Below are 26271 nucleotides of genomic sequence, written 5' to 3'. Positions count from 1 at the left end.
TTCTCTTTCCCGCCCTCCTCCCTCATCCTGAGGTGCGAGCGCAGCGAGCCTCGCGGGATAGCTCAGGCCGGCCTTGGGATCCCTGGGGCCCTCCTCCGAGGCCTCCGCTGCGCTCCTACACCTCAGGATGAGGTCGCGTCTTGGATCAAGCCATCCCGTCTCCCTGAGGCGGTCATCACAGCAGGACATCCCGTGAGAGACTTCTCCGCCCCCGGCCGCTCCCCGGTCTACGCCGCCAACGCCGCCGTCGCGACCTCGCACCCGCTGTCGACGCTCGCCGCCGTCGAGGTGCTGCGCGCGGGCGGCAACGCCGTCGATGCCGGCATCGCGGCGGTGGCCGTGCAATGCGTGGTCGATCCGCTGATGACCGGCATCGGCGGCGACTGCTTCGCCCTCTACGCCCCCGCCGGCGCCAGCAAGCCGATCGCCCTCGACGGCTCGGGCCGGGCGCCGGCCGCCGCCACGCCCGAATGGTACGCCGAGCACGGCGTCGGGATCACGCCGACCTCGCCGCACGCCGTGACGGTGCCGGGCGCGGTCGCGGCCTGGGACCTGCTGGTGCGCGAGCACGGCACCCGCTCCCTCGGCGAGCTGCTCCAGCCGGCGATCCGCTACGCGGAGGACGGGTTCGTCGTCCAGCAGCGGGTGGGCTGGGACTGGCTGCGCGGCGCCGAGCGCGTCGCCGCGGACCCGCACGCCGCCGAGACCTACCTGCCCGGCGGGAGACCGCCGGCGATCGGCAGCGTCGTCCGTCTGCCGAAGCTCGCCGCGACGCTCCGGGCGATCGCCGAGGCGGGTGCGCGCGCCTTCTACACGGGCCCCGTCGCCGAGGACATGGTGAGCCGGCTGAACGCCCTCGGCGGCCTGCACACCCTGGACGACTTCGCGGCCGCCAGGCCCGACATCGTCACGCCGGTCTCGACCCGCTACCGCGGCTACGACGTCTACGAGTGCCCGCCCGCCGGCCAGGGGCTGGCGGCGCTGATGATGCTCAACGTGCTCTCGCACTACGACGTCGGCGCCCTCTCGGACCTCGACCGGCTCCACCTCTTCGCCGAGGTGTGCAAGCAGGGCTACCATCACCGCGACGTCCTGTTCGGCGACGCCGCCCTCGCCAACGTGCCGATCGAGCACCTGCTCTCCGACGCCTGGAAAGCCGCCGCCCACGGGGCGATCGACATGGGCCGGGCCCGGGAGCCCGAGATCTATCCCGAGATCGCCCGCGAGATGGCCGAGGGCCGCGCCCACAAGGACACGGTCTATCTCTGCGTGGTCGACCGGGACGGCAACGCGCTGTCGCTGATCAACTCGATCTTCCAGGGCTTCGGCTCCGGCATCCTGGCACCCGAGAGCGGCGTGCTGCTGCACAACCGCGGCCTATCGTTCCGCACGGAGGGCGGCCACCCGAACAGCGTCGGGCCGGGCAAGCGGCCGATGCACACGATCATCCCGGGCATGCTGATGAAGGACGGGCAGGCCGTCGCGCCGTTCGGCGTCATGGGCGGCCACTACCAGGCCATGGGCCATGTCGAGCTGCTCTCCGGCCTGCTCGACCGGGGCCTCGACGTGCAGGAGGCCCTCGATGCGCCGCGCAGCTTCGCCTACGGCGGCAGCCTGGAGGTGGAAGGCGGGATCCCCGATGCGGTGATGGCGGGGCTCAAGGAGCGCGGCCACCCGGCGATCCGCGCGCCGCTGCCGCTCGGCGGCGGCCAGATCATCTGGATCGACCGGAAGGCCGGCACGCTGGCGGCGGGCTCGGACCCGCGCAAGGATGGGGCGGCGCTGGGGTATTGATGCGTGTGTGAGGATGGGCGCCTCCGGCGCTCATCCTTCGGTGCGGGCAACGGCGAGCCTTGTCAGCACATCGTCTTTGCGAGCGGAGCGAAGCGATCCCGGGTGGCGCCACGCTGAGCGATCGCGTGCTGCCCTGGGCCACTTCGCTCCGCTCGTGATGACGGCGTTGCGGATCGAGACCGCCGATCAGTCGATATCCTCGACCGCCTCGCCGCCGCCGTAGACCCGCTGGGCCAGCGAGGCCTCCATGAACGGGTCGAGGTCGCCGTCGAGCACCTCGTCCGGATCGGTGGACTGGGTGCCGGTGCGCAGGTCCTTCACCAGCTGGTACGGCTGCAGCACGTAGGACCGGATCTGGTGGCCCCAGCCGATATCCGTCTTGGCGGCGGCCTCGGCGTTGGCCTTCTCCTCGCGCTTCTTCAGCTCCAGCTCGTACAGGCGGGCGCGCAGCATGTTCCAGGCGGTCGCCCGGTTCTTGTGCTGCGAACGCTCCTGCTGACACGCCACCACGATCCCGGTGGGATTGTGGGTGATGCGCACCGCCGAGTCGGTGGTGTTGACGTGCTGGCCGCCGGCGCCGGACGACCGGTAGGTGTCGATCCGGCAGTCGGATTCCTTGATCTCGATCTCGATCCGGTCGTCGATCACCGGGTAGACCCAGACGCTGGCGAAGCTGGTGTGCCGCCGCGCGCTGGAATCGTAGGGCGAGATCCGCACCAGCCGGTGCACGCCGGACTCGGTCTTGAGCCACCCGTAGGCGTTGTGGCCCTTGATCAGGAGCGTGGCGCCCTTGATCCCGGCCTCCTCGCCGTCGGTCATCTCGACGACCTCGACCTTGTACTTCCGGCGTTCGGCCCAGCGGGCGTACATGCGCTGGAGCATGTTGGCCCAGTCCTGGCTCTCGGTGCCGCCGGCGCCCGCATGCACTTCGAGATAGGTGTCGAAGCCGTCGGCCTCGCCGGACAGTAGGGTCTCGACCTGCCGGCTCGCGGCCTCCTTCTCGACGGCCAGGATCGCCGCCTCGCCCTCTCGGATCGAGGATTCGTCACCCTCCATCTCGCCGAGTTCGATCAGCGTGGCGCCGTCCTCGAGGTCGCGCTCGAGCTTCTTGATCGCCGTGACGGCCTCGTCGAGCTGCTGGCGCTCGCGCATGACCTTCTGGGCGGCCTCGGCATCGTTCCAGAGGTCGGGGTCCTCGGAGGCTGCGTTCAGCTCCGCGAGGCGTTTATCGACTGTGTCCCAGTCAAAGATGCCTCCTCAGCAGCCCTATAGACTGCTTGGCGGCATCCGAGGCTTGCTCGATCTCGGCGCGCATCTGGTTTTTCGGGGATGGGGTGCGGGGAAGGGGTTTGGTGTCGGGCGGGGGTGATAGCCCCCGGGGACCGACCTGTAAACGCCGCCAAGCCGTCCAACCCTCCCCCCGTGCGGCGCCCGACCGCAGGGATGCGCGCGAGCCGGTCCGCGCCGGGCGCGTTGTCGGGCACGGACGAAGGAGGCTTGTAGATGGCGGATGACGATCACGCGGCGACGTGGAAGGACTTCAACGAGGCCGTCAACATGACGCCGGCCGCGCTGAAGAAGCACCTCGACAGCGACGCCAGCAAGGAGGTCGGCCAGAAGAAGGACGGCAATGAATCGACCGGCCACGAGATGGGCCGGCGCATCCTGGCCATCAAGGACAAGAAGAAAGCGGATCTGACCGACGACGACTACACTGCCATGCGCAAGGTCGTGGGCTACGTCCACCGCCACCTCAAGCAGGGCGGCGCGGCCCGGAAGGATCCGGACTCACCCTGGCGGATGTCGCTGATGAACTGGGGCCACGATCCGCACAAGGATTGAGGCCCCGGAGCGCCCGGCGGCTCAGTACCGCGGCGGCACGATGTAGGACGGGGCGATCACGTACTCCCGCGGCCGCTTGCGCGCGCCGAACCGGCCCTCGGTGATCTGGTCGTTGTAGTAATCGAACCCGGTGTAGCCGAAGCCGCCGCCGTTCATCACCTCGGCCACCGGGACCGCCGGCTGGGCGAGGTCGGGCCGGCCCGGCGGTACGACGACCTGGCAGCAGCCGTCGGTCTCCAGGACGGTCGGGCCGTTCGGGGCGGTGAACACGAAGGCGCGAGGTTGGAAGGGCGCCGCCGGGTAGGCGGCGTCCGAGGCCGAGGCGCCCTGCCCCGCAAGGAGGGCGAGGAGTCCGGCGGCGATCAGGGTCTTGGTGCTCACGCGATGCTCCGTCAGGGGGCCGGACGAGCCGGCATCCGGCCTACAGTCTAGCTGATCGCGGGCGGCTTGTCCGTCGGATCCGAATCGACCGGTTACCGAAATCCCGGGCGGGATCAGCCGCGCGCGCGCAGCACGACCTGCGGGCTCGCCGGAACGGGGCGGCAATCCGTCATGAAGGCGTTGACCGGCAACGGCTTCGAGTCGCACGCGTACACGTCCGCCGGTCCCGGCGCGGGGATCGGATCCCGGGCGATGATCGGGTTCGGCGCGCAGGCCGAGGCCGCGGCGGCGAGCAGCAGGGCGGCAATCAGGTTCAGGCGGCGCATGCGACACTCGGGACGCGGGAAGACCCCCGCACCTGACCCTGGCCATCGCGCCCCGCCCTGACAAGCGCCGGCGCGGGGCGCCGACACCTTTGACCGGGTCTGTCGCCCCGCGGCAACAATCTGCGCGGGCCCGGCTACCCGGCCCGGGCCATCGGCACGACGTTGTGCAGCGTCTTGTCGGTGCCGTCGAAGAACCGCCGGATGTTTCGCGCCGCCTGCCGGATGCGCTGCTCGTTCTCCACGAGGGCGATGCGGACGTACTCGTCGCCGAACTCGCCGAAGCCGATGCCGGGCGCGACCGCCACGTCGGACTTCTCCAGCAGCAGCTTGGAGAATTCGAGGCTGCCCAGCTCCCGGTAGCGCTCGGGGATCGGGACCCAGGCGAACATCGAGGAGGCGGGCGACGGGATGGTCCAGCCGGCCTTGCCGAAGGATTCCACCAGCGCGTCGCGGCGCTTCCTGTAGATGCTGCGCATCTCGTGGATGCAGTCGTCCGGCCCGTTGAGCGCGGCGGTCGCGGCGACCTGGATCGGCGTGAAGGCGCCGTAATCGAGGTAGGACTTCACCCGGGTGAGTGCCGCGAGCAGGCGCTCGTTGCCCACCGCGAAGCCCATCCGCCAGCCGGCCATTGAGTAGGTCTTCGACAGCGAGGTGAACTCCACCGTGCAGTCGATGGCGCCGGGCACCTGCAGGACCGAGGGCGGCGGGTTGTTGTCGAAGTAGACCTCCGCGTAGGCGAGGTCCGACAGCAGGATCAGCTCGTGCTGCTTCGCGAAGGCCACGAGGTCCCGATAGAAGTCGAGGCTCGCCACGTAGGCGGTCGGGTTCGACGGGTAGCACACGACCAGCGCCACCGGCTTCGGGATCGAGTGGCGCATGGCCCGCTCCAGGGCGGGGAACATCGCGGGAGTCGGCTCGGCCGGCACGGAGCGGATGACGCCGCCGGCCATCAGGAAGCCGAAGGCGTGGATCGGGTAGCTCGGGTTCGGCACCAGCACGACGTCGCCCGGCGCGGTGATCGCCTGGGCCATGTTGGCGAACCCTTCCTTCGACCCGAGGGTCGCCACCACCTGGGTGTCGGGGTTCAGGGTCACGCCGAAGCGCCGCTGGTAATAGCCCGCCTGGGCCTTGCGCAGGCCCGCGATGCCCTTGGAGGCCGAGTAGCGATCCGTGCGCGGCCGCCCGGCCGTCTCGCACAGCTTGGCGATCACGTGCTTCGGGGCGTCCAGATCCGGGTTGCCCATGCCGAGATCGATGATGTCGGCGCCCTGCGCTCGGGCGGCGGCCTTGATCCGGTTGACCTGCTCGAAGACGTAGGGCGGCAGTCGCTTGATGCGGTGGAAGTCGGTCATGGGCGTGTCCATCGGCGCGTCCCGGATCCGGCGTCTCTCGTCTGGGCCGGTCGGGCGAACCACTTGCTCTAGCAGAGTTGCGGGCCGTCGCCGACCCAGAAAAAGGGCCGGCTATTGCGGCGCCGCCGGGGCCGGCTTGATGGTGGCGGCCGCGCCCCGCCCGGCGCTCGCGGCGGCGCGGCCCCGGGCCTCGTTGCGTCCGCGGGCGCCCTCCAGCTCCGCCTCCAGGGCCTTCTGGCCCGTGACCGACTTGGCCCGGACCGGCCGCTTCGGCGCGTCGACGCCCACCGGCATGAAGTCGGGCTGCACCTTGCTGCGCGTGTCCGCGACGAAATCCGGGGCCGCGACGACCCGCGGCCCGTAGCCTGCATCGGAGGCCAGCGAGCGGACGACGTCGCCCGAGCAGGCCCCGAGCGCGCCGACCAGCACGCCCAGGCCGGCCACGCGCGTCAGGCGGCGCAGCGGACCGGCGCGACGCGGGCGGACGGCGGGGTTCAAAATGGCACGATCCATCGTCACATGCGTATGAAAAGATCGGCCGGATGTTTCGGCGACGTCCTGAGCCGGGCTGGCGAAAACTCTGGCTCGCTCCTTATTTTGTCGGAAACGAGGCCCGCGCCATCGGGTCAACAGATGAAGCACAGGGAGGCACGTTTGACGAGCCCGCAGGCGCCGGATCGGACCGCCCCTCCGAAGTCGGTCTCGAACGGCGCGATGCCGGACGGCACGGTCGCCCCGATGCCGGATTTCGAGGCGCTCTCCCGAAATGCCGGGCAGTTCGTCGAGGCGATGGGGCGCAACGTCGCCCGCCTCCTCGGGCCCGAGGGCCAAGCGGGCGCGCCCGGCAGCGAGATGAACGAGGCGGCCAAGGTGCTCGGTCAGGTGGCCGAGGCCTGGCTCGCCGACCCGAACCGCAGCGCCGAGGCGCAGGCCCGCCTGGCGCAGGCCTTCCTGTCGCTCTGGGGCTCCACCTACCTGCGCCTGCAGGGCCAGCCCGCCGATCCGGTGGCGCTGCCCGAGCCCCGGGACGCGCGATTCGCCCATGCCGAGTGGTCGACCAACCCGTATTTCGATTTCATCAAGCAGGCCTACCTGCTCGCAACCCGCTGGGCCGAGAGCCTCGTGGACGAGGCCGAGGGTCTCGACGCGCATACCCGCCACAAGGCGCAGTTCTACCTGCGCCAGCTCACCAGCATGCTGTCGCCCTCGAACTTCCTGCCGACCAACCCGGAGCTGATCCGCCACACCCTGCAGGAGAACGGCGCCAACCTCGTCCGCGGCCTCAAGATGTACGAGGAGGATCTGCAGGCCGGCGGCGGGCAGCTGCGGGTACGCCAGACCGACCCGAGCGGGTTCGAGGTCGGCCGCAACATGGCGGTCACCCCCGGCGAGGTGGTGTTCCGCAACGACCTGATCGAGCTGATCCAGTACGCGCCGACCACCGAGACCGTGCTGCGGCGCCCGTTCCTGATGGTCCCGCCCTGGATCAACAAGTTCTACATCCTCGATCTCAACCCCCAGAAGAGCTTCTTCAAGTGGATGGTCGATCAGGGGCTGACGGTCTTCTGCATCTCCTGGGTGAACCCGGATACGCGCCACGCCGACAAGGACTTCGAGTCCTACATGCGCGAGGGGATCGAGGCGGCCATCGACGCGATCGGCGTCGCCACCGGCGAGAACGAGGTCACGGCGGCGGGCTACTGCGTCGGCGGCACGCTGCTCGCCGTGACGCTCGCCATGCAGGCCGCGACCGGCAACCGCCGGATCAAGAGCGCGACGCTGCTCACCACGCAGGTCGACTTCACCCACGCGGGCGACCTGAAGGTCTTCGCCGACGAGGAGCAGATCCGCCAGGTCGAGGCGCGCATGGCCGAGCAGGGCTATCTCGAGGGCGCCCGGATGGCGAACGCCTTCAACATGCTCCGGCCGAACGACCTGATCTGGCCCTATGTCGTGAACAACTACATCAAGGGTAAGGCGCCCTCGGCCTTCGACCTGCTGTACTGGAATTCCGACGCCACCCGGATGCCGGCGGCCAACCATTCCTTCTACCTGCGCAACTGCTACCTCAACAACACGCTGGCGCAGGGCCGAATGGTGCTGGGCAACGTCCGCCTCGACCTCCGGAAGGTGCAGGTTCCGATCTTCAACCTCGCCACCCGCGAGGACCACATCGCGCCGGCGCTGTCGGTCTTCGAGGGCTCGAAGGTGTTCGGCGGCAAGGTCGATTTCGTGCTCGCGGGCTCGGGCCACATCGCCGGCGTGATCAACCCGCCGTCCAAGCCGAAATACGGCTACTGGACCGGCGGCCCCGTGAAGGGGACGCTCGAAGAGTGGATCAGGGCCGCGGTCGAGACCAAGGGCTCGTGGTGGCCCTACTGGTTCCAGTGGATCGAGGCGCAGGCTCCGGAGCGGGTGCCCGCCCGTCAGCCGGGCGGCGACGCTCTTCAATCCCTGGGCCCCGCGCCCGGGACCTACGTGCGGATGCGCGCCTGAGGCGCGCGACGCGCGCGGGTCGACGGGTGATCGGCCGCGACGATCACGGAGCCGCCCCGCCATCACGAGCGGAGCGACGTCACCCAGGGCAGCGCGACACCTGTCAGCGCGGCGCTGCCCTGGATCGCTTCGCTGCGCTCGCAACGACGGCGGCAGCGAAGCACGCAACCTGAGCTGGCTGTCAGTACTTCCGCACGAGCGGCGCCGGAGCCGGGGCCGGCGGCGCGCCGAAGACGTAGCGGAAGCCCACCGAGACGATGTCGGCGCTGGAATCCACCACGCCCGCGAAGGCGATGTTGCTGATGTTGTAGTCGCGGCCGATGCCCGCGAGGATCCGCGAGCGGTCCAGGAAGAAGTGCGAGTAGGCGAGGTTCAGCGTCAGCTGCTGGCTCCAGCGGTAGCTCGCGCCGACCGAGACGTTGTACCGGTCGCCGTCCGGCAGGCGCACCGAGCGGTTCCGGAAGTCGATGGGCGAGGTCTCGTAGGCGAAGCCGGTCCGCAGCGTCAGGTTCGGCGAGGCGTCGTACTCGGCGCCGATCGCGTAGGTGAACCCGTCCTTGTAGTTGAGCGGCAGGTTGTTCACCGGCAGGCCGATCGTCTTCGACACGATGCCGATGGTGCCGAGCCTCGACCAGTTGTCCCACTCGAAGCCGAGATTCACCCGCGCCACCGGCGAGACCGCCTGGGTCAGGCCGACGCTCAGCTTGTCGGGCGTGTTCAGCTTGGCGCGGACCTGCCCAGCCAGCGGCGCCAGGGCGACGAGCGGCACGCCGATCGAGCCGTCGATGTCGTGGTGCACCGAGGAGCGGTAGCCGATGCCCAGCACGGTCCCGTCGCGGGGCGTCAGGGTGGCGCCGGCGGTGAAGCCCGCGCCCCAGGACTCGCCCTTGAGGAAGGAGCTCGGGTACGAGGTCGGCAGGATGCCGGGGATCGGCAGCGCCTGCCGGAGGGTCAGGCGGAAATACTCGATGTTCGGGCCGGCCGCGATCGAGAGCCACTCGTTGACCTTGAAGCCGATGACCGGGTTGATCGCCAGCGAGAAGATCCGCGACGAGCGCCCGTAGACCTCGCCGGCCCACACGTCGCGCGGCTTGGTCACGAGGCCGAACGGGGCCCCGGTGGAGAGGCCGAGCCAGAGGCGGTCGTTGAGCTGATAGGACGTGGCGCCCGCCGGCACGACGGCGCCCTGGCCCAGCTCACCCGAGCCGCCCAGCCGCGCGAAGCCCGGATTGGTGCCCGGCGCGGGCCGGATCTCCGAGGAGAGGCCGATATAGGTGAAGTTCTGCTCCGCGACGAAGCCCGGGTTCATCGTGATCGTCGCGGGATTCCAGAAGATCGACGAGACGCCGCCCGATCCCGACGCCGCGCCCGCGAAGGCCAGTCCCTGGGCCTCGGTGCTCTGCTCCCGGATCCCGAACGCCCCCGCCTGCACCTGCCCGGCGCCGAGGATCACCGCCGTCGCCGCCAGCATCGCAGCGCGAACCGTCCCGCCCATCTGTTCCCCCAAGCCTTCGTTCTGCTGGGCGCCGTCGATTGTTCGAGACCCGTTATGCGGCGACCTTTCGTGCATGGTGCCGTTTTCGGGCGCAGGACCGCAATGACCCTGATCATTTTCGGCACCGAGAGGAATAACAGTAGATTACGATCGGTAAACGGCACCTTCACAAGCGAAAGCGCGCGATCATCGAGACTCTTCAGTCTTGATCCGGGGTCTCGCACCGAGACGGCGGCAGGAACAATATATCCAGATGTCGCCGACCCTGCACTTTTCCGCCGTCCTGTGGCCCGGCTGCGACACCCGATGGGCGGACCCGTAGCCGCGGCCGGCCTTGCACCCGGGTCGAGGCCCGGCCATGGTCCCGGCGTCCGGCGCAGACCGGTTCAGGGAAGGATGAGGAGTGCGACCATGAAGCTCTTCCGGCACGGCCCGAGCGGCGACGAGAAGCCCGGCCTCGTGGATGCCAGCGGGGGGCTGCGCGACCTGTCGGGCATCGTGCGCGACATCGCCGGGCCGGCCCTCGCGCCCGACTCGCTCGCGCGGCTGCGCGCGCTGGATCCCGAGACCCTGCCGAAGCTGCCTCCGGACGTGCGCCTCGGCCCCTGCGTCGGCGGCACCCGGAACGTCGTCGCCATCGGCCTGAACTTCGCCGATCACGCCGCCGAGACCGGCTCGCCGATCCCCGCGGAACCGATCATCTTCAACAAAGCCCCGTCCAGCCTGTGCGGGCCGAACGACACGGTCATCATCCCGAAGGGGTCGCACAGCACCGACTGGGAGGTTGAGCTCGCCGTGGTGATCGGGCGGCGCGCCAGCTATGTCCACGCCAACGAGGCGCTGAGCTACGTGGCGGGCGCCTGCATCTGCAACGACGTCTCCGAGCGCGAATGGCAGATGAACCGCGGTCCGACCTGGACGAAGGGCAAGAGCGCGCCGACCTTCGGCCCCCTCGGGCCCTGGCTGGTGACGCTCGACGAGATTCCCGACCTGAAGAACCTCGCCATGAGCCTCGACGTGAACGGCGAGCGCCGGCAGACCGGCTCGACCGCCACGATGATCTTCGACGTTCCCCAGCTCGTCGCCTACACGTCGCACTTCATGCTGCTGGAGCCGGGCGACGTGATCACCACCGGCACGCCGCCGGGCGTCGGCCTCGGCATGAAGCCGCCGCGCTACCTCAAGGCCGGGGACGAGATGGTCCTGCGCATCGACCGGCTCGGCGAGCAGCGCCAGAAGGTCATCGCGTTCGACGACTGGACCGCCAAGGTCTCGGCCGGGGAGCCGACGGACTGACAGGCTGGGCCGCCGCCTGCGCCCGGGCGGCGGCCTGTTCTCCGGGACACCCCACCGATATCGGTGATCGCCCGACGCCGGGTCCGGACGGGGTTTCTACATACCCTCGATTGAATTCTGATTTTATTTTAACATTGCAAGTTAGATCAGGAATATCGGCCAATTAAGACAGCGTTATAGCATCGATGTAAAATGCCCGCATCGCCGATCGGGCCAGACATGACGACCAACATTGATTTTTCAAGAGGCCGGACGTTCAGATCGGAGTCCGAGCCGCCGACGCTCAGGTCGATCGAGATCCTGGCCGATGCCGTGAAGCAGGCGGCTCAGGAGAAGACAGGTCGGATCCGGCGGATCACGGCGCGGACCAAGATCCTCGCCCTCAACGCCCTCATCGAGGCCGCACGGGCGGGAGACGAGGGACGCGGCTTCGCGGTCGTCGCCCAGGAGGTGCGCGCCCTCGGCGAGTCCGTGGACGTCATCGCCGGCGAGCTGGAGCTTCACCTGGCGGGCCGCATCGTCGAGCTGCAACGCACCGTCGAGACGATGGCGGGCCGCGTCCAGGGTGAGCGGCTGGTCGATCTCGCGCTCAACGCGGTCGAGCTGATCGATCGCAATCTCTACGAGCGCACCTGCGACGTGCGCTGGTGGGCGACCGACGCCGCCGTCGTGACCTGCGCGGCCGATCCCGGCCCGGCCGCGGCGGCCCTCGCGGGCGAGCGCCTCGGCATCATCCTCTCGGCCTACACCGTCTATCTCGATCTCTGGGTCTGCGACCTGGACGGCCGCATCCTCGCGACCGGCCGCGCCGATCGCTATCCCGGCCTGCGGGGCCGGAGCGTCGCGGGGGAAGCGTGGTTCCGGGACGCGCTCGCCCTGCAGAGCGGCGACGCCTTCGTGTGCGCCGACGTGCGTCGGGAGGAGGCGCTGGGCGGCGCGCAGGTGGCCACCTACGCGGCGAGCGTGCGGGCGGACGGCCGGGCGAACGGCGCCCCGCTCGGCGTCCTGGCGATCCACTTCGACTGGGCGCCGCAGGCGCACGCGATCGTCTCCGGGATCCGCGTCGCGCCGGAAGACCGCGACCGCACCCGCGCGCTGCTGGTCGACGCCGGCGGCCGGGTGCTGGCCGCCTCGGACCAGGCCGGGCTCCTGACCGAACGGGTCTCCTGCCGGATGGACGGCCAGACGAGCGGCGTCGCGCGGGATCCGCGGACCGGCACGGTCACGGCGTTCCATCGGACACCGGGCTACGAGACGTATCGCGGGCTGGGCTGGTACGGCATGATCGTCCAGACCGACCCCTCGGTCGGGCGTTCGGGCGCGCGGCCCGCTTGATTTCTGGCCGCCGATCCGGCTCAAACACCGGATGAGCGCGACTTCCCTCCCCGGTTCCCAGCAGCCTGACCTCGGCGAGATCCGCCACGACTGGAGCGTGGCGGAGATCCGCGCGATCCACGACCTGCCGCTGATGGACCTCGTGTTCCGGGCTGCACAGGTGCACCGCCGGCACAACGACCCCGCCGACATCCAGCGGGCGTCGCTCCTGTCGATCAAGACCGGCGGCTGCCCGGAGGATTGCGCCTACTGCCCGCAATCGGCCCACCACAAGGGCGCGGGCGTCGCCCGCGAGCGGTTGATGCCGGTGGAGACGGTGCTGGCCGAGGCGGCCGCCGCCAAGGCCGCCGGCGCCCAGCGCTTCTGCATGGGCGCCGCGTGGCGCCAGCCGAAGGACGGCCCGGAATTCGACGCGGTGCTCGCCATGGTGCGCGGCGTGCGCGGCCTCGGCATGGAGGCCTGCGTGACGCTCGGCATGCTCACGCCCTCGCAGGCCGGGCGCCTCGCCGAGGCCGGGCTGACCTCCTACAACCACAACCTCGACACCGGCCCGGACTTCTACGAGGACATCATCTCCACCCGAACCTACGACGAGCGTCTGCAGACCCTCGCGAACGTCCGCGAGGCCGGGATCGGCGTGTGCTGCGGCGGCATCGTCGGCATGGGCGAGGGCGTCACCGACCGCGCCGCGATGCTCCAGGTGCTCGCCAACCACGCCCCCCATCCGGAGAGCGTGCCGATCAACGCCCTCGTGGCGGTGCCCGGCACGCCGCTGGAGGATCAGCCGGCGGTCGATCCGTTCGATCTCGTGCGCATGTGCGCCACCGCGCGGATCGTGATGCCGCGCTCCCGCGTGCGGCTCAGCGCCGGCCGCAAGAGCCTCACCCGCGAGGCCCAGGTTCTGTGCTTCCTCGCCGGTGCCAACTCGATCTTCTACGGCGAGCGGCTGCTCACCACGGCCAATAACGGCCAGGACGACGACGCGGCTCTGCTGGCCGATCTGGGCATCCGGGTCGGCGAGCCCGTCCGGGCCGCGGCCGAGTAGGCAACAGGTCGCCGTCTCGCCCTTCCCGGCCCCTGCGCGCGGCGCCTCAGCGGCGCCACGGAGCCCGGCATCGCCCCCCGACCGGGCCCCTCCCGGTTCACGGCGGTCGCCCGCGGGCGATCGCGTCAGCCCTCCGGCAGCACGATCCGGAAGCGCGCCCCGCTCGTCCCCTCGTCCTGGTAGGTGTCGAGGGTGAGGGTTCCGCCGTTGATCCCGATCAGTTCGGCGGCGATCGGCAGACCGAGGCCCGTGCCGCCGGACCGCATGGATCCCTGGAACGGCGCGAACAGGTTCTCCCGGGCGCGCGCCGGCAGGCCGGGGCCGTTATCGGTGACCAGGATCGTGATCCGACCCGACGCCGCGCGCGAGGCGACCACGCTCACGGTGGCCTCCGGCACGGCGGCCCCGTCCAGCGCCTGCACGGCGTTGCGCACGAGATTGGCCAGCGCCCGACCGAGCTGCTCCGGATCGGCCTGCACGGAGAGATCGCCCGCCGCGACCTGGACGCTGACCGGGTGCGCCGCCAGCGCGGCGAGATCCGGGAGCTCCGCGAAGATCGGCGCCAGCGGCGTGCTGGTCAGGAGCGGCGTCCGCTCGGAGACGCGCCCGTAGGCGAGGGTCGCCTCGCAGAAGCGGATCGCGCGGGCCAGCGTCCCGACGAGGCGGGGGGCCACGCGCTGCACCGTCGGATCCTCGGTACCCTCCAGGCGGTCGCCCAGGAGCTGCGCGCCGGTCAGCAGGTTGCGCAGCTCGTGGCTGATCTTGCTGACCGCGAGGCCGAGCTCGGCGAGACGCCGCTTCTGCCGGAGCTGGTCGGCGAGGCTGCGCTGCATCCGCCCGAGCGCCCGCTCGGCCTGGCCGATCTCGTCGCTGCGGCGGGACGGGGCGATGATCCGGCCGGCATCCTCCGGATCGTCCGCGAAGACCGTGATGCTGGTGGCGAGGCGCCGCACCGGCCGCACGATCAGCACCTGCAGCACCACGAAGACGAGACCGGCCGCGGCGGCCGCGATGATCAGCGAGGAGACCAGCAGGCGCAGCGCGTAGTCGATCATGGCGGTGCGCAGCGGCGCCTCGTCGAGCAGGATCTCGACACGGTCGAAGCCGATCCCGCCCTCCCCGACCACGCGGATCGGCTCGTGGACCGGCGCCACGAGGGTGCGCCACGCGCCCCGGATCGCCGACAGGGCCGTGACGTCGCGCAGGTCGACGGTGTCGGCGACCTGCTCGGGCATCGGCTCGATGGCGAGCAGGCGCTGGGCGCCGCCCCCGCGGACCGCGATCGCCCGGGCGTTCACGCCGGCCAGGAGCCGGCTCTCGAGCGGCTCGGAGACCGGCTCGCCGGTCCGGCCATCGAGGACCAGGGCGGCGACCTGCGCGGCCGCCAGCCGGTCGGACATCCACTCGATCCGGTAGTTGGCCACCGCCGGCACGTAGGTCAGCACCTCGGCCACCACCACGAACGCGACGGTCACGAGGAACAGCCGCCCGGACAGGCCGAGGCGCGCCGTGCGCCGCTCGGGCAGGTCGCGGGCCGGAGCGGGCGCCGGCGTCGCCGGTGCCGCGGCCTGATCGGACTTGACGGACACGCCGGTCACGCTCCGCGCGGGCATCGCGGATGAGGATCGGCGGAGAGAGGATTGAGAAAGCTCGAGCCGGGTCCGGCCTTCGCGGGATACATGTTCGCAAGCCACAGATTCGCAGGCGGGAATACAGGCTCTCGGCGGCGAGCACTATACGATATCCACCCCCACGCGGTTGCATGTGCCCTTAGACACGGAAAAACGGATCCGGCGGTGGATCGCGTATCCCGGCGGCGCCTGTCAGCCGCGCCTGTCAGCCGCGCTTGGCGCGCCGGCTCAGCAGCATGCTGACCAGGGCGAAGGCGGCCAGCATCCCGAGACCCGCCACCATCTTCGGCGTGACCAGGGCGCGCAGGGTCAGAGCCGTGTCGCAGCCGCCCGACCCCGCCGCCAGGCAGGCGGCCTTCGCGGCCTCGTGGGCGGCGACGACGTCCTCGATGCCGGCGCCCGTGGTGGCGTACACGAGAGCCCCCGGCAGCAACCCCAGGAACGTCGCGAGCACGAAGACCCGCATCTTCACCCCGAAGGCGGCGGGTGCGAGGTTGGTCACCCAGAATGGGAACAGCGGCAGGAGGCGCAGCACGGCGATGTAGCCGAAGGCGTCGCGCCGGAAGCCCTCGGCCAGCCCGGCGAGGCGCGTGCCGCCCATGCGCCGCAGGAGGTCGGCGCCCGGCCCGCGGCCGATGGCGAACACGATGGCCGCTCCGGTGGTGGCGGCACAGACCGCGGTGAGCGCCCCCGGAACGATGCCGAACAGGAAGCCGCAGACCATCGTCAGGATCAGCGTGGCCGGCACAGACACGACGACGGCCCCGACATAGAGGCAGTAGGCCGCGACCAGCGCGCGGAGATAGCCGGCCTCGACGAAGCCCCGCAGCCAGAGGCGCGAGGTGAGCAGGCGGTCGAGGCTGAGGAGCTGCGCGGCCCCCGAAACCAGGACCACCGCCGACACCGTCAGGAGCAGCACGAGCGGGAGCCAGCGCCGCAGCCGCTTCCAGCGTCCTTCGCGGCTCTCCGCGCGACCCTCGGCGACGGGCGCGTTGCCGGTCTCGCTCACCCGGGCTTGCGCATCCGCAGGATCTTGAAGAACCCGCCCGGGAAGGTCGGCTTCAGGCCCAGGACCTCGACGCCGTTGCGCCGGGCCCAGGCCTCGATCCGCGTCGCCTTGAAGTCCGACGACCAGCCGATCTTCGTGCAGAGCGGCGCCACGATCTCCTCGACCCGCGCGACCGGGCCCTCGCTCTGGCCGAAATGGTTGGCGAGCACGATACCGCCGCCCGGGCGGACCACCCGCAGGAACTCCGACAGCGCGGCCTCGGGATCGGGAACCAGGGTGATCAGGAACTGCGCCACGACGGCGTCGAAGCTCGCGTCGGCGTAGCCCAGGTGGCAGACGTCCATCACCTGGAGGCCCTTCACGTGCGCCAGGTTCCGGCGCCGGACCTTGGTGCGGGCACGCTTGAGCATGTCCTCGGAGAGGTCGACGCCGCAGACGAAGCTCGCCTTCGGATAGTAGCCCAGCGCCAGCCCGGTGCCGACGCCGGCCTCCAGGATCCGCGGCCCGTGCTCGGCCGCCGCCTCCACGGCGGCGCGAGCCGCGGGCTCGGTGAGCTTGTCGTAGACCACGTCGTAGACGGGGGCCCAGCGGGCATAGGCCTTGCGCATCAGGGCCGTGCTCGGCCCGGCCATCTGCGGCTCGCTCAGCATCGTTCGCAATTTCCAGAGGTTGAGATCAGGCGGCCTCGCGGGGCCGGGCCGACAACGCGTCGACACGCCGGATGGTGCCGCCGCCCAGGACCCGGGCCCGGGGGCCGTCATCCGCGTAGATCGCGCAGGCCTGGCCCGGCGACACGCCGTCCTCGGGCTCGGCGAGCACGACCTCGACCGCGCCGTCCGGCCCGACCGTCAGCGTCGCCGGGCGCGGCGGCCGGGTCGAGCGCACGCGGACCGCCACGGGCTGGTCGCGCACGGCTTCCGCCGGCCCCTCGCCGAGCCAGTTCAGGTCCGACAGTCGGATCCGGGTCGTGGCCAGCGCCGTGCGCGGCCCGACCACCACCCGGGCCGCGTCCGGCTCCAGCCGCACCACGTAGAGCGGCTCGGGTCCGGACAGGCCGAGGCCCTTCCGCTGGCCCACCGTGTAGTGCACGATCCCGTCGTGCCGGCCGAGAACGTGGCCATCGAGATCGACGATCTCGCCGGGCCGCGCCGCGTCGGGGCGCAGACGCGCGATCACGTCGCTGTAGCGGCCCTGCGGCACGAAGCAGATGTCCTGGCTGTCCGGCTTCTCGGCGAGCGACAGGCCGAGTTCCTTGGCGAGCGCGCGGGTCTCGGTCTTCTCCATCTCGCCCAGGGGGAAGCGCAGGAAGTCCAGCTGCTCCGCCGTGGTCGCGTAGAGGAAGTAGCTCTGGTCGCGGGCGGGATCGAGGGCGCGGTGGAGCGCCCGGCCGCCGCCAGGAAGCGCCCGGCTGGCCACGTAGTGGCCGGTGGCGAGCGCGTCGGCGTCGAGATCCCGGGCGAGGCCCAGCAGGTCGCGGAACTTCACCGTGCGGTTGCACTCGACGCAGGGGATCGGCGTCTCGCCCGCGAGGTAGCTCTCGGCGAACTTCTCGATCACCTCGTCGCGGAAGCGGTCCTCGTAGTCGAGGACGTAGTGCGGGATGCCGAGATGCTCCGCCGCCGCCCGGGCGTCGTGAATGTCCTGGCCGGCGCAGCAGGCGCCCTTGCGGTGGCTCGCCGCGCCGTGGTCGTAGAGCTGGAGCGTCACGCCGACCACGTCGAAGCCCTGCCGCTTCAGCAGGCCCGCGACCACGGAGGAATCGACGCCGCCCGACATGGCGACGACGACGCGCGTCTCGTGGGGGGCTTTGGGAAGATCGAGGGCGTTCATCGCGAGGGTCCGCAGCCGCCGGCCCGGAAGCTCCCCGGCTGCACGGGCCGTCTATAGCGGGACTTCGCCCGGCTTTCCAGGGCGGCCGGGCCGGACACTCGGCAGATCCTGCCGGGCGGGCGGCAGCTTCGATCAGGCCCGCTCCGCGCATCGCGGGAAGAGAACGAACGTTTCCAGCACCTTAGCGGACCGTCCCGGTGGCGCGCGCCTTGCTGCGGAGCGGCTCAGAGGAGTCCGGTATGGCGAGCGGCGCGGCGGATCGGTTGGATGTCACCACGTGGATTCCGTCCGCGCGGAACGCGCAGGCGCCGCGTTCGGGCTGGGAGGCCGCGGGCGTGGCGGCCCGCGCCGGCAATTCCGCGCAGGACCGCTTCGGCGCCGCCCTGAGCGCGGCCCAGGCCCGCGACGCCGCCGCCGCGGCGCGGGCCCGCGCCGCCGATCAGCGCGACGTCACCGACGCGGCCCGCGCCCGGCAGGCCGACCTGCGCGATCAGGCCGACGCCGCGCGGGTGGCCAGCGACCGCGCGCGGGATGCGGCGCTGCGGAGCGAGGCCAGGGCCGCAGACAAGAAGGCCAGCCTCGCCAAGCCGGCGGACGCCGCGGCCCCGGCGGAAGCCGCGGCTCCGGCGGACGCGGCGGCTCCGGCGGCGCGGGCCCGGCAGGCCGAGGGGCAGCCCTCCGTCGCGGGTGCGCGCACCGCCGAGACCGGACGGACCGAAACCGCCGGTCGGCAGGGTTCCGAGGCCGCCGCGGCCGGGGAGGTTCCGGCCTCCGAAATGGCCGCCACGGCAGACCACGAGGCCGCGTCGATCGACGCGGCGGCGCTGCCGCAGAAGGCCGAGACCGCCGCGCAGCCGGCGGGGTCGAGCCCGTCCGCCTCCCTGCTGGCCCTCATCGCCGCGCTGTCCAAGGGCGGCGCCGCGACCGGGACGGTCAAGGTCGAGGCGGACGGGGACACCGGCACCGCGCCGGCGCAGGACGGCGCGGCGGCGCTCCCCGGAACCGGCGTGGCCGCGGGTCCTCCCGGCACGGACGCGCGGGGCAGCGGCCGCGCGGGCGGAGCCGTCTCGGGGGTCGCCGGATCCGGCCCCGCCACAGCGTCGGCCGGCGGTCACGAACCCGGCAAGGTCGGGCCGGGCAGCGTCCCCGTCGACGGCCCGACGGCCGGTGCCGGCGGCGCGGCGGCCGCGACGTCCGACGCGGCGACCCAGGACTTCCTCACCGTTCTGACCGACGCGGGCCAGGGCGCAGGCCCGCTTCAGACGATGCCCGCGGCGGCGCAGGGCGGTCCGACACCGCCCATACCGACCGGCCAGGCCGTGGACACGTCGCGTGCCGCTCAGGAGGCTGCCGCGCCGAACCAGAGCGCCGCGTCGGTCCGGACCGATCCGCCCATCCCGATCGGCCAGGTGCCGATGACCATCGGCCTGAGGTCCCTGCGCGGATCCAACGAGTTCCAGATCCGCCTCGATCCGGCCGAACTGGGACGCATCGACGTCAAGCTGGAGATCGACAAGGCGCACGGCCGCGTCATGACCCACTTGGTGGTCGACCGGCCCGAGACCCTCGCGCTGCTCCAGCGCGATTCTGGCCAGCTGCAGCAGGCGCTGTCCCAGGCCGGCTTCGATCCCGCGGCCGGCGGCATCAACCTGTCGCTGCGGGGCGACGGAAGCGCCCAGAGCGGCGGCAGCGGTGGTCAGCCGGGCGATTCCCCGCGCGGGGGCGGCACAGGCTGGTCGCGCGATCAGGCGGACGCCCCGCAAGAGATCGCCCCGATCCGCCACCTGCGCGGCTACGGCGGCGTCGACATGAGAATCTAGGCGGGGCGCAGGGCGCCCGCATCGCGGACCGACACGGACACCGACACAGCGCGCATCCGGCCCCTGCGCCAGGACGCGGCACGGGAGAGATCAGCATGACGAGCGGCATATCCAGCCTGACCAGCACGACGAACACCACGGGCTCGTCGACGAGCAGCAGCGGCAACGCCACCGAGATCGCCAGCAACTTCACGCAGTTCCTCACGCTGCTGACCACGCAGCTCAAGAACCAGAACCCCCTCGACCCGATGGACACCAACCAGTTCACGCAGCAGCTGGTGCAGTTCGCCGGCGTCGAGCAGCAGCTGAAGACCAACGACCGCCTCGACAGCATCCTCAGCGCGTCGCAGTCGGCGAGCTCGGCCTCGGCCACGAGCTACATCGGGAAGACCGTGTCGGCGGACGGCAGCGCCTCGCAGCTGTCCGGCGGCTCCGCCTCCTGGACGCTGAACCCGGCCCGGGCCGCCTCGAAGGCGGTGATCACGGTCCTGGACTCGAAGAACAACGTCGTGGCCACGCAGACCACCGCCCTCAGCGCCGGCAGCCAGACCTACACGTGGAACGGCAAGACCTCGGCCGGCCTGACCGCGCCCGACGGGAACTACTCGATCAAGGTGGCGGCCACGGACGCCACCGGCTCGAGCGTCGCGGTCGATACGAGCCTGACGGGGGCCGTCGACGAGGTCGATCTCAGCGGAACGTCGCCGGTGCTGGTGATCGGCTCGCAGAGAGTGCCGCTGTCCAGCGTGCAGACCATCGGGTTGTCCACAAGTGGCACTTAACGAATCACATCCGAGTGACTCGCTTCAACATCTCTTAAGCGGGCACAAGTACCTTCAATGCTCGACAGGTCAGTCGAGTGTAGAGCGTATCATGACCGAACCGAGCCGCCCGAGAGTGAAGTACGTGATCGGGCCCGACGGCAGCCCCCTGACGATCGCGGACCTTCCGCCCCCGAGCACCCGTCGCTGGGTGATCCGGCGCAAGGCCGAGGTCGTGGCCGCGGTGCGCGGCGGTCTCCTCAGCCTGGAGGAGGCGTGCAAGCGCTACACGCTGACCACCGAGGAATTCCTGAGCTGGCAGTTCTCCATCGACCAGCACGGCCTTGCCGGCCTGCGGACGACCCGGATCCAGCATTACCGCCACTGATACGCGACGCCCCTGCCGGGCGCCATCGTCCCGGGACGCCGCAGGCGATCCCGGGGCCCATCGAGACCGAGGGTGCCGAGACCCGGCGCATCGGCGGCTCTGGTCGAGGGACTCGCCTCGCGGCCCCGGACCGACGCGAAGGCCTCACGCCCGCAGCGACGACCCGAGACGGCGCCCAGGGACTGGCCCGGTCGACTCCGAGATCCCACGAAGCCGCGTCCGGACCCCGGACGCGGCTTCGTGCCGTTCCGGGCCCGCCTCCGGACCGGCCGGACCGTCGGCATTAACGACCCGCTAACCACGACCTGGGCAATTTCTGCCGAGCGGACCGCCGGGGTCCGCCAGCGTTAGAGTGCAGCGAATCCTCCCGTGAAGCCGGTTCTCGATCTCGTCACGAAGTTCGGACCGGCCCGAATCGCCGCCATGGCGGCGGTGACGCTGACGCTCATCGGCTTCTTCGCCTTCATCATCCTGCGGGTCTCGCGCCCCGATATGGGCGTGCTGTTCTCCGACCTGTCGATGCAGGACTCCGCGTCCGTGGTCCGGGAATTGGACAGCCGCGGGATCCGCTACGAGACGCGGGGCGATGCCGGGCAGACGATCCTGGCCCCGCGCCCGGACCTCGCCAAGCTGCGCATGGACCTCGCCGGCAAGGGGCTGCCGACCCAGGGCGGCGTCGGCTACGAGATCTTCGACAAGGGCGACGCGTTCTCGTCCACCAACTTCGTTCAGAACGTGAATCACCTGCGCGCCCTGGAGGGCGAGCTGGCGCGCTCGATCCGGGCGATCGGCCGGGTCCAGGCGGCCCGTGTCCACCTCGTCCTGCCGGAGCGCCGCCTGTTCGAGCGGGACCGGGAAAGCCCGAGCGCGGCGATCGTGCTGAAGCTGATGGGCGACCTCGATGCCGGGCAGGTCCGGGCGATCCGCCATCTCGTGGCCTCCGCCGTGGAGGGCCTCAAGCCCGAGCGGATCTCGATCGTCGACGAGCGCGGCCGGCTCCTGGCGGACGGCGCGCGGGATGCCGCGACCGACGTCGCCAGCGGGTTCGAGGACCGGCAGGTCGCCCTCGAGCGGCGCCTGCGCGGCCAGATCGAGGACGTCGTCGCCGGCATCGTCGGCCCGGGCCGGGCCCGCGTCCAGGTCAACGCGGAACTCGACCTCAACCGGGTCGAGAGCCGCTCCGAGACGTTCGATCCCGAAAGCCGCGTCGTGCGCTCCGCCCAGACCCGCACCGAATCGGCGGTCACCGGCAATGCCGAGGGGCAGGTCAGCGTCGGCAACGAGCTGCCCGGCGCCAATGGCGGCGACAAGGCGCCGACGCCCAAGGACGCGACCAACAAGAACGAGGAAACCACGAATTACGAGATCTCCCGGGTCACCAAGACCGAGATCGCCGAGGGCGGCCGGATCAAGCGCCTGTCGGTCGCGGTGGTGCTCGACGGGGTCTACGCCGCCGCGCCCGACGGCAAGCAGACCTATAGCCCGCGCACGCCCGCCGAGATCGAGCGGATCACCGCGCTGGTCCGCGGCGCGGTCGGTTTCGACAAGGCCCGCGGCGACCAGATCGAGGTGGTGAACCTGCGCTTCGCGGAAGCGCCGAGCGTGCCGCAATTCACCGAGCCGACGCTGATCGAGTCGCTGCTCGCCCCCACCAAGGACGACGTGCTGCGCATGGCCGAGCTCGCCGTCCTGGCGCTGCTGACCCTGATCGTCCTCCTCACGGTGGTCCGCCCCCTGGTGCGCCAAGTGCTCGCGCCGGTGCCGGAAGCGCCGGCCCTGACCGCGTCGGGACTGGCGATCCCCGGCGACGCCGCCGTGGTCGCGGGTCCGGGCGGGACCGTGACGGTCATCGACCGCGACAGCCCGACCGCGCGGCTGATGGAGTTCGCCAAGATCAACGGCCAGGTCCAGGCCGAGACGGTCCAGCGCGTGGTCGACATGGTCCGGGCGAGCCCGTCCGAGACCGTCGAGGTGCTGCGCACCTGGATCCAGGAAGAGTGAAGCGTAGGGCGTCGAGGGCAACACGATGGCGGCAGGTGCGGGACAGGGTCTGGCGAACACGCTGGCGACGGCGGGCGGCGATTCGTTCGCGTCGATGCCCGGCCCGCAGCGCGCCGCCGCGCTCCTGCTGATGCTCGGCGAGGAGGAAGGCGCGCCGATCTGGCAGATGCTCGAAGAGGAGGAGATCAAGAAGGTCAGCCACGCGATGGTCCAGCTCGGCACGCTGGAGGCGACCACCGTCGAGAAGCTGATCATCGAGTTCGTGACGAAGCTCAGCAACAGCGGCGGCATCTCGTCCAACTTCGAGCGGACCGAGGCGCTGCTCCTGAAGATCTTCCCGAGCGACCAGGTCTCGCTGATCATGGCGGAGATCAAGGGCGCGTCCGGCAAGCGGGTCTGGGCCTCGATCGCCCAGGTCGATCCGGAGATCCTCGCCTCGTTCCTGCGCAACGAGTACCCGCAGACCGTGGCGGTGGTGCTGTCGCGGGTGCGGGCCGACTACGCCGCCAAGGTGCTGACCATCCTGCCCGAGGATTTCGCCATCGACGTCCTCAACCGGATGCTGCGCATGGAGACGGTGCAGAAGGAGGCCCTGCGCCACATCGAGGAGACCCTGCGGGTCGAGTTCGTGTCGACCATCGCCCAGACCCAGCGCCGCGACGCCCACGAGATGATGGCCGACGTGTTCAACGCCTTCGACCGGCAGACGGAGGGCCGCTTCCTCGCCGCGCTCGACCAGGCCAACCGCGGCTCGGCCAAGCGGATCCGGGAGCTGATGTTCACCTTCGAGGACCTGCTGAAGCTCGATCCGGGCAGCGTCCAGACGCTGCTGCGCGGCATCGACAACGAGACCCTGTGCCGCGCGCTCAAGGGCGCCAACGAGCCCACCCGCGGCTTCTTCCTGAGGCAGATGTCGACCCGCGCGGCCAAGAACCTCACGGACGAGATGGCCTCGCTCGGGCCGGTCCGCCTCAAGGAGGTGGACGAGGCGCAGGCCAAGATGACCGAGATCGCCAAGGACCTCGCCGAGAAGGGCGAGATCATGATCGCGAAGAATAGCGCCGAGGAGGAGCTGGTCTATTGAGCGCCCAATCCGCCCGGAGCGCGAAGCCGTTCCTGTTCGAGACCGACTTCCGCAGCGCCCGCCCCAGCGCCGAGGCCCAGCGCGCCGCCGAGGCCGCGGCCCGCGCCGAGGCCGAGGCCCACGCCCGCGGCATGCAGGAGGGCCGGGTCCAGGCCGAGGCGCAGGTCCAGGGCCGGCTCGCCGATGCCATGACCCGCCTGGCGCTGGCCACCGCGGGCCTGATCGCCCAGGCCGACGCGCGCGACCTCGAGCGCGAGGCGCAGGCGGTCGAGGTGGCCATGCTGATCGCCCGGAAGGTGGCCGGCGACGCCCTCGACGCCGCCCCGCTCGCCGGGATCGGCGAGGCGGCCCGGACGGCGCTCCAGCACCTGCGCGGCGTGCCGCACTTGGTGGTGCGGGTGCACGACAGCCTCGTCGAGGACGCCGAGGCCCTGGTGAAGCGCCTCGCCCGCGAGCGCGGCTACGAGGGCCGGCTCGTGGTGCTGGGCGATCCCGACATGGCGGCGGGCGACGCCCGCATCGAGTGGGCGGACGGCGGCATCGTGCGGGAGCGCGCCCGCATCGAGGCGGCGGTGCTCGACGCCCTCGGCCTGCCGACGAGCCCGTGAGGAGATCCTGATGTCCGACGATTTCAGCCTGCCCCAGCTCGGCGAGCACGACACCGACTACGCGGCGGGCTCGATCCGCGACGCGCCCACCACGCCGAAGACGGCGGCCGACCTGGAGCAGCTCTTCGACGTGCCCGTGATGGTCTCGGCGGTGCTGGGCTCCGCCCGGATGCCGATCGGCGACCTGCTCCGGCTCGCGCCCGGCGCGGTGCTCGAACTCGACCGGAAGGTCGGCGAGGCGATCGACGTGTTCGTCAACAACCGGCTGGTCGCCCGCGGCGAGGTCGTCCTCGTCGAGGACCGCCTCGGCGTGACGATGACCGAGATCGTCAAGGGTGAGTGATTGTTCGGTGCGGATGCCGGGGGGCTGTCCGCGCCCGGGTTTTGAGAGGGACGAACCATGCGGCTCCTGATGATCGGGCGGCTCAACGGCGAGCTGATCACCGCCTCGAAGATCGCCATGCAGCGCGGCGCCGCCGTCACGCAGGCCGACACCGTTCCGCAGGGCCTCACCGTCCTGCGCGCGCGGGGCGCCGACCTCATCATGATCGACGTGGGGCTGCCGATCCGGGAGCTCGTCACCGCGTTGGAGGGGGAGCGGATCCGCACGCCGGTGGTCGCCTGCGGCGTCTCGGCGGACGCCTCAGCCGCCGTGGCGGCGATCCGGGCGGGCGCCAAGGAATACATCCCGCTCCCGCCCGATCCCGAGATGATCGCGGCGGTGCTGGAGGCAGTCGCCACCGACCGCGCCGCCTTCGTCTGGCGCGACCCGTCCATGGAGCGGGTGGTCAAGCTCGCCGAGCAGGTCGCCCGCTCCGAGGCCTCGGTGCTGATCACCGGCGAGAGCGGCACCGGCAAGGAGGTGCTGGCCCGGCACGTCCACCAGAAGTCCAACCGGGCGGGCAAGCCCTTCGTCTCGGTGAACTGCGCGGCGATCCCCGAGGCCCTGCTCGAGTCCGAGCTGTTCGGCCACGAGAAGGGCGCGTTCACCGGCGCGGTCGCCCGACGCATCGGCCGGTTCGAGGAGGCCAACGGCGGCACGCTGCTCCTCGACGAGATCTCCGAGATGGACGTGCGCCTGCAGGCCAAGCTGCTGCGCGCCCTGCAGGAGCGGGTGATCGACCGGGTCGGCGGCACCGCCCCGGTCCGGGTCGACATCCGCGTGCTCGCCACCTCGAACCGCAACCTCGCCGAGGAGGTCCGCAAGGGCACGTTCCGCGAGGACCTGCTCTACCGCCTCAACGTCGTCGGGCTGCGGCTCCCGCCGCTGCGCGAGCGACCGGCCGACATCCTCGAACTCGCCACTCACTTCGCCCGGAAATACGCCGCCGTGAACGGGATGCCGGTCCGCCCGCTCTCCGCGGAGGCCCGGGCGCTCGTGCTGCGGAACCCGTGGCGCGGCAACGTGCGCGAGCTGGAGAACACTCTGCACCGGGCGGTGCTGCTCGCCTCGGGCGACGCGATCGGCCCGGAGGCGATCCTCTCGCCCGAGGGCGAGACCTTCGCGGCGGAGGGGCCGGCCGCGCGCGCCGCGCAGGTCGCCGAGGCCGCCACCCGCGGGCTGGTGGGCCGGACCGTGGCGCAGGTCGAGTGCGACCTGATCCTCGACACGCTGGACCATTGCCTCGGCAACCGGACCCACGCGGCCAAGATCCTCGGCATCTCGATCCGGACCCTGCGCAACAAGCTCAACGAGTACGTCTCGGCCGGTCTCGACGTGGCCGAGCCCGGCAGCGTCCGGGCGAGCGTCGCCTGCGGCTGACGCGCGTGTCCCTGT

At 71.3% G+C, this 26271-nt stretch carries 24 protein-coding genes; 14 read left to right on the top strand and 10 right to left on the bottom strand.

Annotated features, from left to right (window positions below; all coding sequences use genetic code 11):
• The first annotated feature begins 192 nt into the window (after positions 1-192).
• The gene (ggt, locus tag J3A75_RS00490) at positions 193-1794 is read left to right on the top strand and encodes a gamma-glutamyltransferase (RefSeq protein WP_059408845.1); all 1602 of its coding nucleotides are present in this window, start codon (positions 193-195) and stop codon (positions 1792-1794) included.
• 186 nt (positions 1795-1980) lie between these two features.
• On the opposite strand, the gene prfB is transcribed toward ggt, so the two are convergent.
• A protein-coding gene (gene prfB, locus J3A75_RS00485; protein ID WP_106427873.1) for a peptide chain release factor 2 occupies positions 1981-3109 on the bottom strand; the annotation gives its coding sequence in 2 pieces (ribosomal slippage) (positions 1981-3039 and positions 3041-3109; 1128 coding nt in all).
• A 188-nt stretch (positions 3110-3297) separates the two neighbouring features.
• Between prfB and J3A75_RS00480 the strand changes: the two genes are divergently transcribed.
• Positions 3298-3636 (top strand): DUF3140 domain-containing protein, encoded by a 339-nt coding sequence (locus J3A75_RS00480; RefSeq protein ID WP_071000426.1) that lies wholly within the window; start codon positions 3298-3300, stop codon positions 3634-3636.
• Positions 3637-3657: 21 nt separating this feature from the next.
• Here J3A75_RS00480 and J3A75_RS00475 read toward each other — a convergent pair whose 3' ends face one another.
• From J3A75_RS00475 to J3A75_RS00460, 4 genes are all read right to left on the bottom strand, one after another.
• On the bottom strand, positions 3658-4017 hold the full coding sequence (locus tag J3A75_RS00475) for a hypothetical protein (protein WP_043074910.1): 360 nt from the start codon (positions 4015-4017) through the stop codon (positions 3658-3660).
• Positions 4018-4130: 113 nt separating this feature from the next.
• The gene (locus J3A75_RS00470) at positions 4131-4343 is read right to left on the bottom strand and encodes a hypothetical protein (protein WP_012321979.1); all 213 of its coding nucleotides are present in this window, start codon (positions 4341-4343) and stop codon (positions 4131-4133) included.
• Positions 4344-4477: 134 nt separating this feature from the next.
• On the bottom strand, positions 4478-5695 hold the full coding sequence (locus tag J3A75_RS00465) for an LL-diaminopimelate aminotransferase (protein ID WP_024828312.1): 1218 nt from the start codon (positions 5693-5695) through the stop codon (positions 4478-4480).
• A 111-nt stretch (positions 5696-5806) separates the two neighbouring features.
• Positions 5807-6193, bottom strand: coding sequence for a hypothetical protein (locus tag J3A75_RS00460; protein WP_106427872.1), 387 nt, complete (start codon positions 6191-6193; stop codon positions 5807-5809).
• A gap of 216 nt (positions 6194-6409) precedes the next feature.
• On the opposite strand from J3A75_RS00460, the gene J3A75_RS00455 reads away from it, so the two are divergent.
• Positions 6410-8191, top strand: a complete 1782-nt coding sequence (locus tag J3A75_RS00455) for a PHA/PHB synthase family protein (protein WP_041372857.1) — start codon at positions 6410-6412, stop codon at positions 8189-8191.
• Positions 8192-8372: 181 nt separating this feature from the next.
• On the opposite strand, the gene J3A75_RS00450 is transcribed toward J3A75_RS00455, so the two are convergent.
• Positions 8373-9662 (bottom strand): OmpP1/FadL family transporter, encoded by a 1290-nt coding sequence (locus J3A75_RS00450; protein WP_244413137.1) that lies wholly within the window; start codon positions 9660-9662, stop codon positions 8373-8375.
• 435 nt (positions 9663-10097) lie between these two features.
• Here J3A75_RS00450 and J3A75_RS00445 point away from each other — a divergent pair, with 435 nt between their 5' ends.
• From J3A75_RS00445 to bioB, 3 genes are all read left to right on the top strand, one after another.
• Positions 10098-10982, top strand: a complete 885-nt coding sequence (locus tag J3A75_RS00445; RefSeq protein WP_012321974.1) for a fumarylacetoacetate hydrolase family protein — start codon at positions 10098-10100, stop codon at positions 10980-10982.
• A gap of 219 nt (positions 10983-11201) precedes the next feature.
• Positions 11202-12317 (top strand): methyl-accepting chemotaxis protein, encoded by a 1116-nt coding sequence (locus tag J3A75_RS36945; RefSeq protein ID WP_107645324.1) that lies wholly within the window; start codon positions 11202-11204, stop codon positions 12315-12317.
• 31 nt (positions 12318-12348) lie between these two features.
• The gene (gene bioB / locus J3A75_RS00435) at positions 12349-13362 is read left to right on the top strand and encodes a biotin synthase BioB (RefSeq protein WP_012321972.1); all 1014 of its coding nucleotides are present in this window, start codon (positions 12349-12351) and stop codon (positions 13360-13362) included.
• Between the two features lie 125 nt (positions 13363-13487).
• Here the strand turns inward: bioB and J3A75_RS00430 are convergent, their stop codons facing one another.
• From J3A75_RS00430 to mnmA, 4 genes are all read right to left on the bottom strand, one after another.
• Complete coding sequence (locus tag J3A75_RS00430; RefSeq protein ID WP_043343100.1) at positions 13488-14975, bottom strand: sensor histidine kinase; 1488 nt, start codon at positions 14973-14975, stop codon at positions 13488-13490.
• A gap of 223 nt (positions 14976-15198) precedes the next feature.
• The gene (locus J3A75_RS00425; RefSeq protein ID WP_024828317.1) at positions 15199-16002 is read right to left on the bottom strand and encodes a TVP38/TMEM64 family protein; all 804 of its coding nucleotides are present in this window, start codon (positions 16000-16002) and stop codon (positions 15199-15201) included.
• Complete coding sequence (locus tag J3A75_RS00420) at positions 15999-16652, bottom strand: class I SAM-dependent methyltransferase (RefSeq protein WP_063111956.1); 654 nt, start codon at positions 16650-16652, stop codon at positions 15999-16001. The genes J3A75_RS00425 and J3A75_RS00420 overlap by 4 nt, the downstream gene beginning before the upstream one ends.
• Positions 16653-16677: 25 nt before the next feature.
• Complete coding sequence (gene mnmA, locus J3A75_RS00415; protein WP_053622333.1) at positions 16678-17832, bottom strand: tRNA 2-thiouridine(34) synthase MnmA; 1155 nt, start codon at positions 17830-17832, stop codon at positions 16678-16680.
• A gap of 335 nt (positions 17833-18167) precedes the next feature.
• On the opposite strand from mnmA, the gene J3A75_RS00410 reads away from it, so the two are divergent.
• The 8 genes from J3A75_RS00410 to J3A75_RS00375 all read left to right on the top strand — a co-directional run bounded on the left by J3A75_RS00410 (position 18168) and on the right by J3A75_RS00375 (position 26256).
• A complete protein-coding gene (locus tag J3A75_RS00410) occupies positions 18168-19652 on the top strand; it encodes a flagellar hook-length control protein FliK (protein ID WP_312892301.1) in 1485 nt (494 codons plus the stop codon).
• 95 nt (positions 19653-19747) lie between these two features.
• Positions 19748-20434, top strand: coding sequence for a flagellar hook assembly protein FlgD (locus J3A75_RS00405; RefSeq protein WP_024828320.1), 687 nt, complete (start codon positions 19748-19750; stop codon positions 20432-20434).
• A 91-nt stretch (positions 20435-20525) separates the two neighbouring features.
• On the top strand, positions 20526-20801 hold the full coding sequence (locus J3A75_RS00400; RefSeq protein ID WP_007569077.1) for a DUF1153 domain-containing protein: 276 nt from the start codon (positions 20526-20528) through the stop codon (positions 20799-20801).
• A 369-nt stretch (positions 20802-21170) separates the two neighbouring features.
• The gene (gene fliF, locus J3A75_RS00395) at positions 21171-22802 is read left to right on the top strand and encodes a flagellar basal-body MS-ring/collar protein FliF (RefSeq protein ID WP_024828321.1); all 1632 of its coding nucleotides are present in this window, start codon (positions 21171-21173) and stop codon (positions 22800-22802) included.
• A 25-nt stretch (positions 22803-22827) separates the two neighbouring features.
• Positions 22828-23886: a flagellar motor switch protein FliG gene (gene fliG, locus J3A75_RS00390; protein ID WP_012321964.1), complete on the top strand. Its 1059-nt coding sequence runs from the start codon at positions 22828-22830 to the stop codon at positions 23884-23886.
• Positions 23883-24494, top strand: a complete 612-nt coding sequence (locus J3A75_RS00385; protein ID WP_024828322.1) for a FliH/SctL family protein — start codon at positions 23883-23885, stop codon at positions 24492-24494. Before fliG ends, J3A75_RS00385 begins: the two co-directional genes overlap by 4 nt.
• A 10-nt stretch (positions 24495-24504) precedes the next feature.
• Positions 24505-24837, top strand: a complete 333-nt coding sequence (gene fliN / locus J3A75_RS00380; protein WP_012321962.1) for a flagellar motor switch protein FliN — start codon at positions 24505-24507, stop codon at positions 24835-24837.
• 57 nt (positions 24838-24894) lie between these two features.
• Entirely contained in the window at positions 24895-26256 is a 1362-nt protein-coding gene (locus J3A75_RS00375; protein WP_209649619.1) for a sigma-54-dependent transcriptional regulator, read from the top strand.
• Positions 26257-26271 lie beyond the last annotated feature (15 nt).

The organism is Methylobacterium sp. PvP105, from assembly GCF_017876975.1.
Taxonomy (GTDB): domain Bacteria; phylum Pseudomonadota; class Alphaproteobacteria; order Rhizobiales; family Beijerinckiaceae; genus Methylobacterium; species Methylobacterium radiotolerans.
The sequence above is the reverse complement of the archived record's forward strand: the minus strand, read 5'-3'. Positions and strand labels throughout refer to the sequence as shown.

What these genes read in the sequence shown, in the direction of transcription:
- J3A75_RS00480 (WP_071000426.1), top strand. Translation starts at nt 3,298, where the DNA reads ATGGCGGATGACGATCACGCGGCGACGTGGAAGGACTTCAACGAGGCC.
- J3A75_RS00470 (WP_012321979.1), bottom strand. Translation starts at nt 4,343, where the DNA reads ATGCGCCGCCTGAACCTGATTGCCGCCCTGCTGCTCGCCGCCGCGGCC.
- J3A75_RS00465 (WP_024828312.1), bottom strand. Translation starts at nt 5,695, where the DNA reads ATGACCGACTTCCACCGCATCAAGCGACTGCCGCCCTACGTCTTCGAG.
- J3A75_RS00455 (WP_041372857.1), top strand. Translation starts at nt 6,410, where the DNA reads ATGCCGGACGGCACGGTCGCCCCGATGCCGGATTTCGAGGCGCTCTCC.
- J3A75_RS00450 (WP_244413137.1), bottom strand. Translation starts at nt 9,662, where the DNA reads ATGCTGGCGGCGACGGCGGTGATCCTCGGCGCCGGGCAGGTGCAGGCG.
- J3A75_RS00445 (WP_012321974.1), top strand. Translation starts at nt 10,098, where the DNA reads ATGAAGCTCTTCCGGCACGGCCCGAGCGGCGACGAGAAGCCCGGCCTC.
- J3A75_RS36945 (WP_107645324.1), top strand. Translation starts at nt 11,202, where the DNA reads ATGACGACCAACATTGATTTTTCAAGAGGCCGGACGTTCAGATCGGAG.
- bioB (WP_012321972.1), top strand. Translation starts at nt 12,349, where the DNA reads ATGAGCGCGACTTCCCTCCCCGGTTCCCAGCAGCCTGACCTCGGCGAG.
- J3A75_RS00430 (WP_043343100.1), bottom strand. Translation starts at nt 14,975, where the DNA reads ATGCCCGCGCGGAGCGTGACCGGCGTGTCCGTCAAGTCCGATCAGGCC.
- J3A75_RS00420 (WP_063111956.1), bottom strand. Translation starts at nt 16,652, where the DNA reads ATGCTGAGCGAGCCGCAGATGGCCGGGCCGAGCACGGCCCTGATGCGC.
- mnmA (WP_053622333.1), bottom strand. Translation starts at nt 17,832, where the DNA reads ATGAACGCCCTCGATCTTCCCAAAGCCCCCCACGAGACGCGCGTCGTC.
- J3A75_RS00405 (WP_024828320.1), top strand. Translation starts at nt 19,748, where the DNA reads ATGACGAGCGGCATATCCAGCCTGACCAGCACGACGAACACCACGGGC.
- J3A75_RS00400 (WP_007569077.1), top strand. Translation starts at nt 20,526, where the DNA reads ATGACCGAACCGAGCCGCCCGAGAGTGAAGTACGTGATCGGGCCCGAC.
- fliG (WP_012321964.1), top strand. Translation starts at nt 22,828, where the DNA reads ATGGCGGCAGGTGCGGGACAGGGTCTGGCGAACACGCTGGCGACGGCG.
- fliN (WP_012321962.1), top strand. Translation starts at nt 24,505, where the DNA reads ATGTCCGACGATTTCAGCCTGCCCCAGCTCGGCGAGCACGACACCGAC.
- J3A75_RS00375 (WP_209649619.1), top strand. Translation starts at nt 24,895, where the DNA reads ATGCGGCTCCTGATGATCGGGCGGCTCAACGGCGAGCTGATCACCGCC.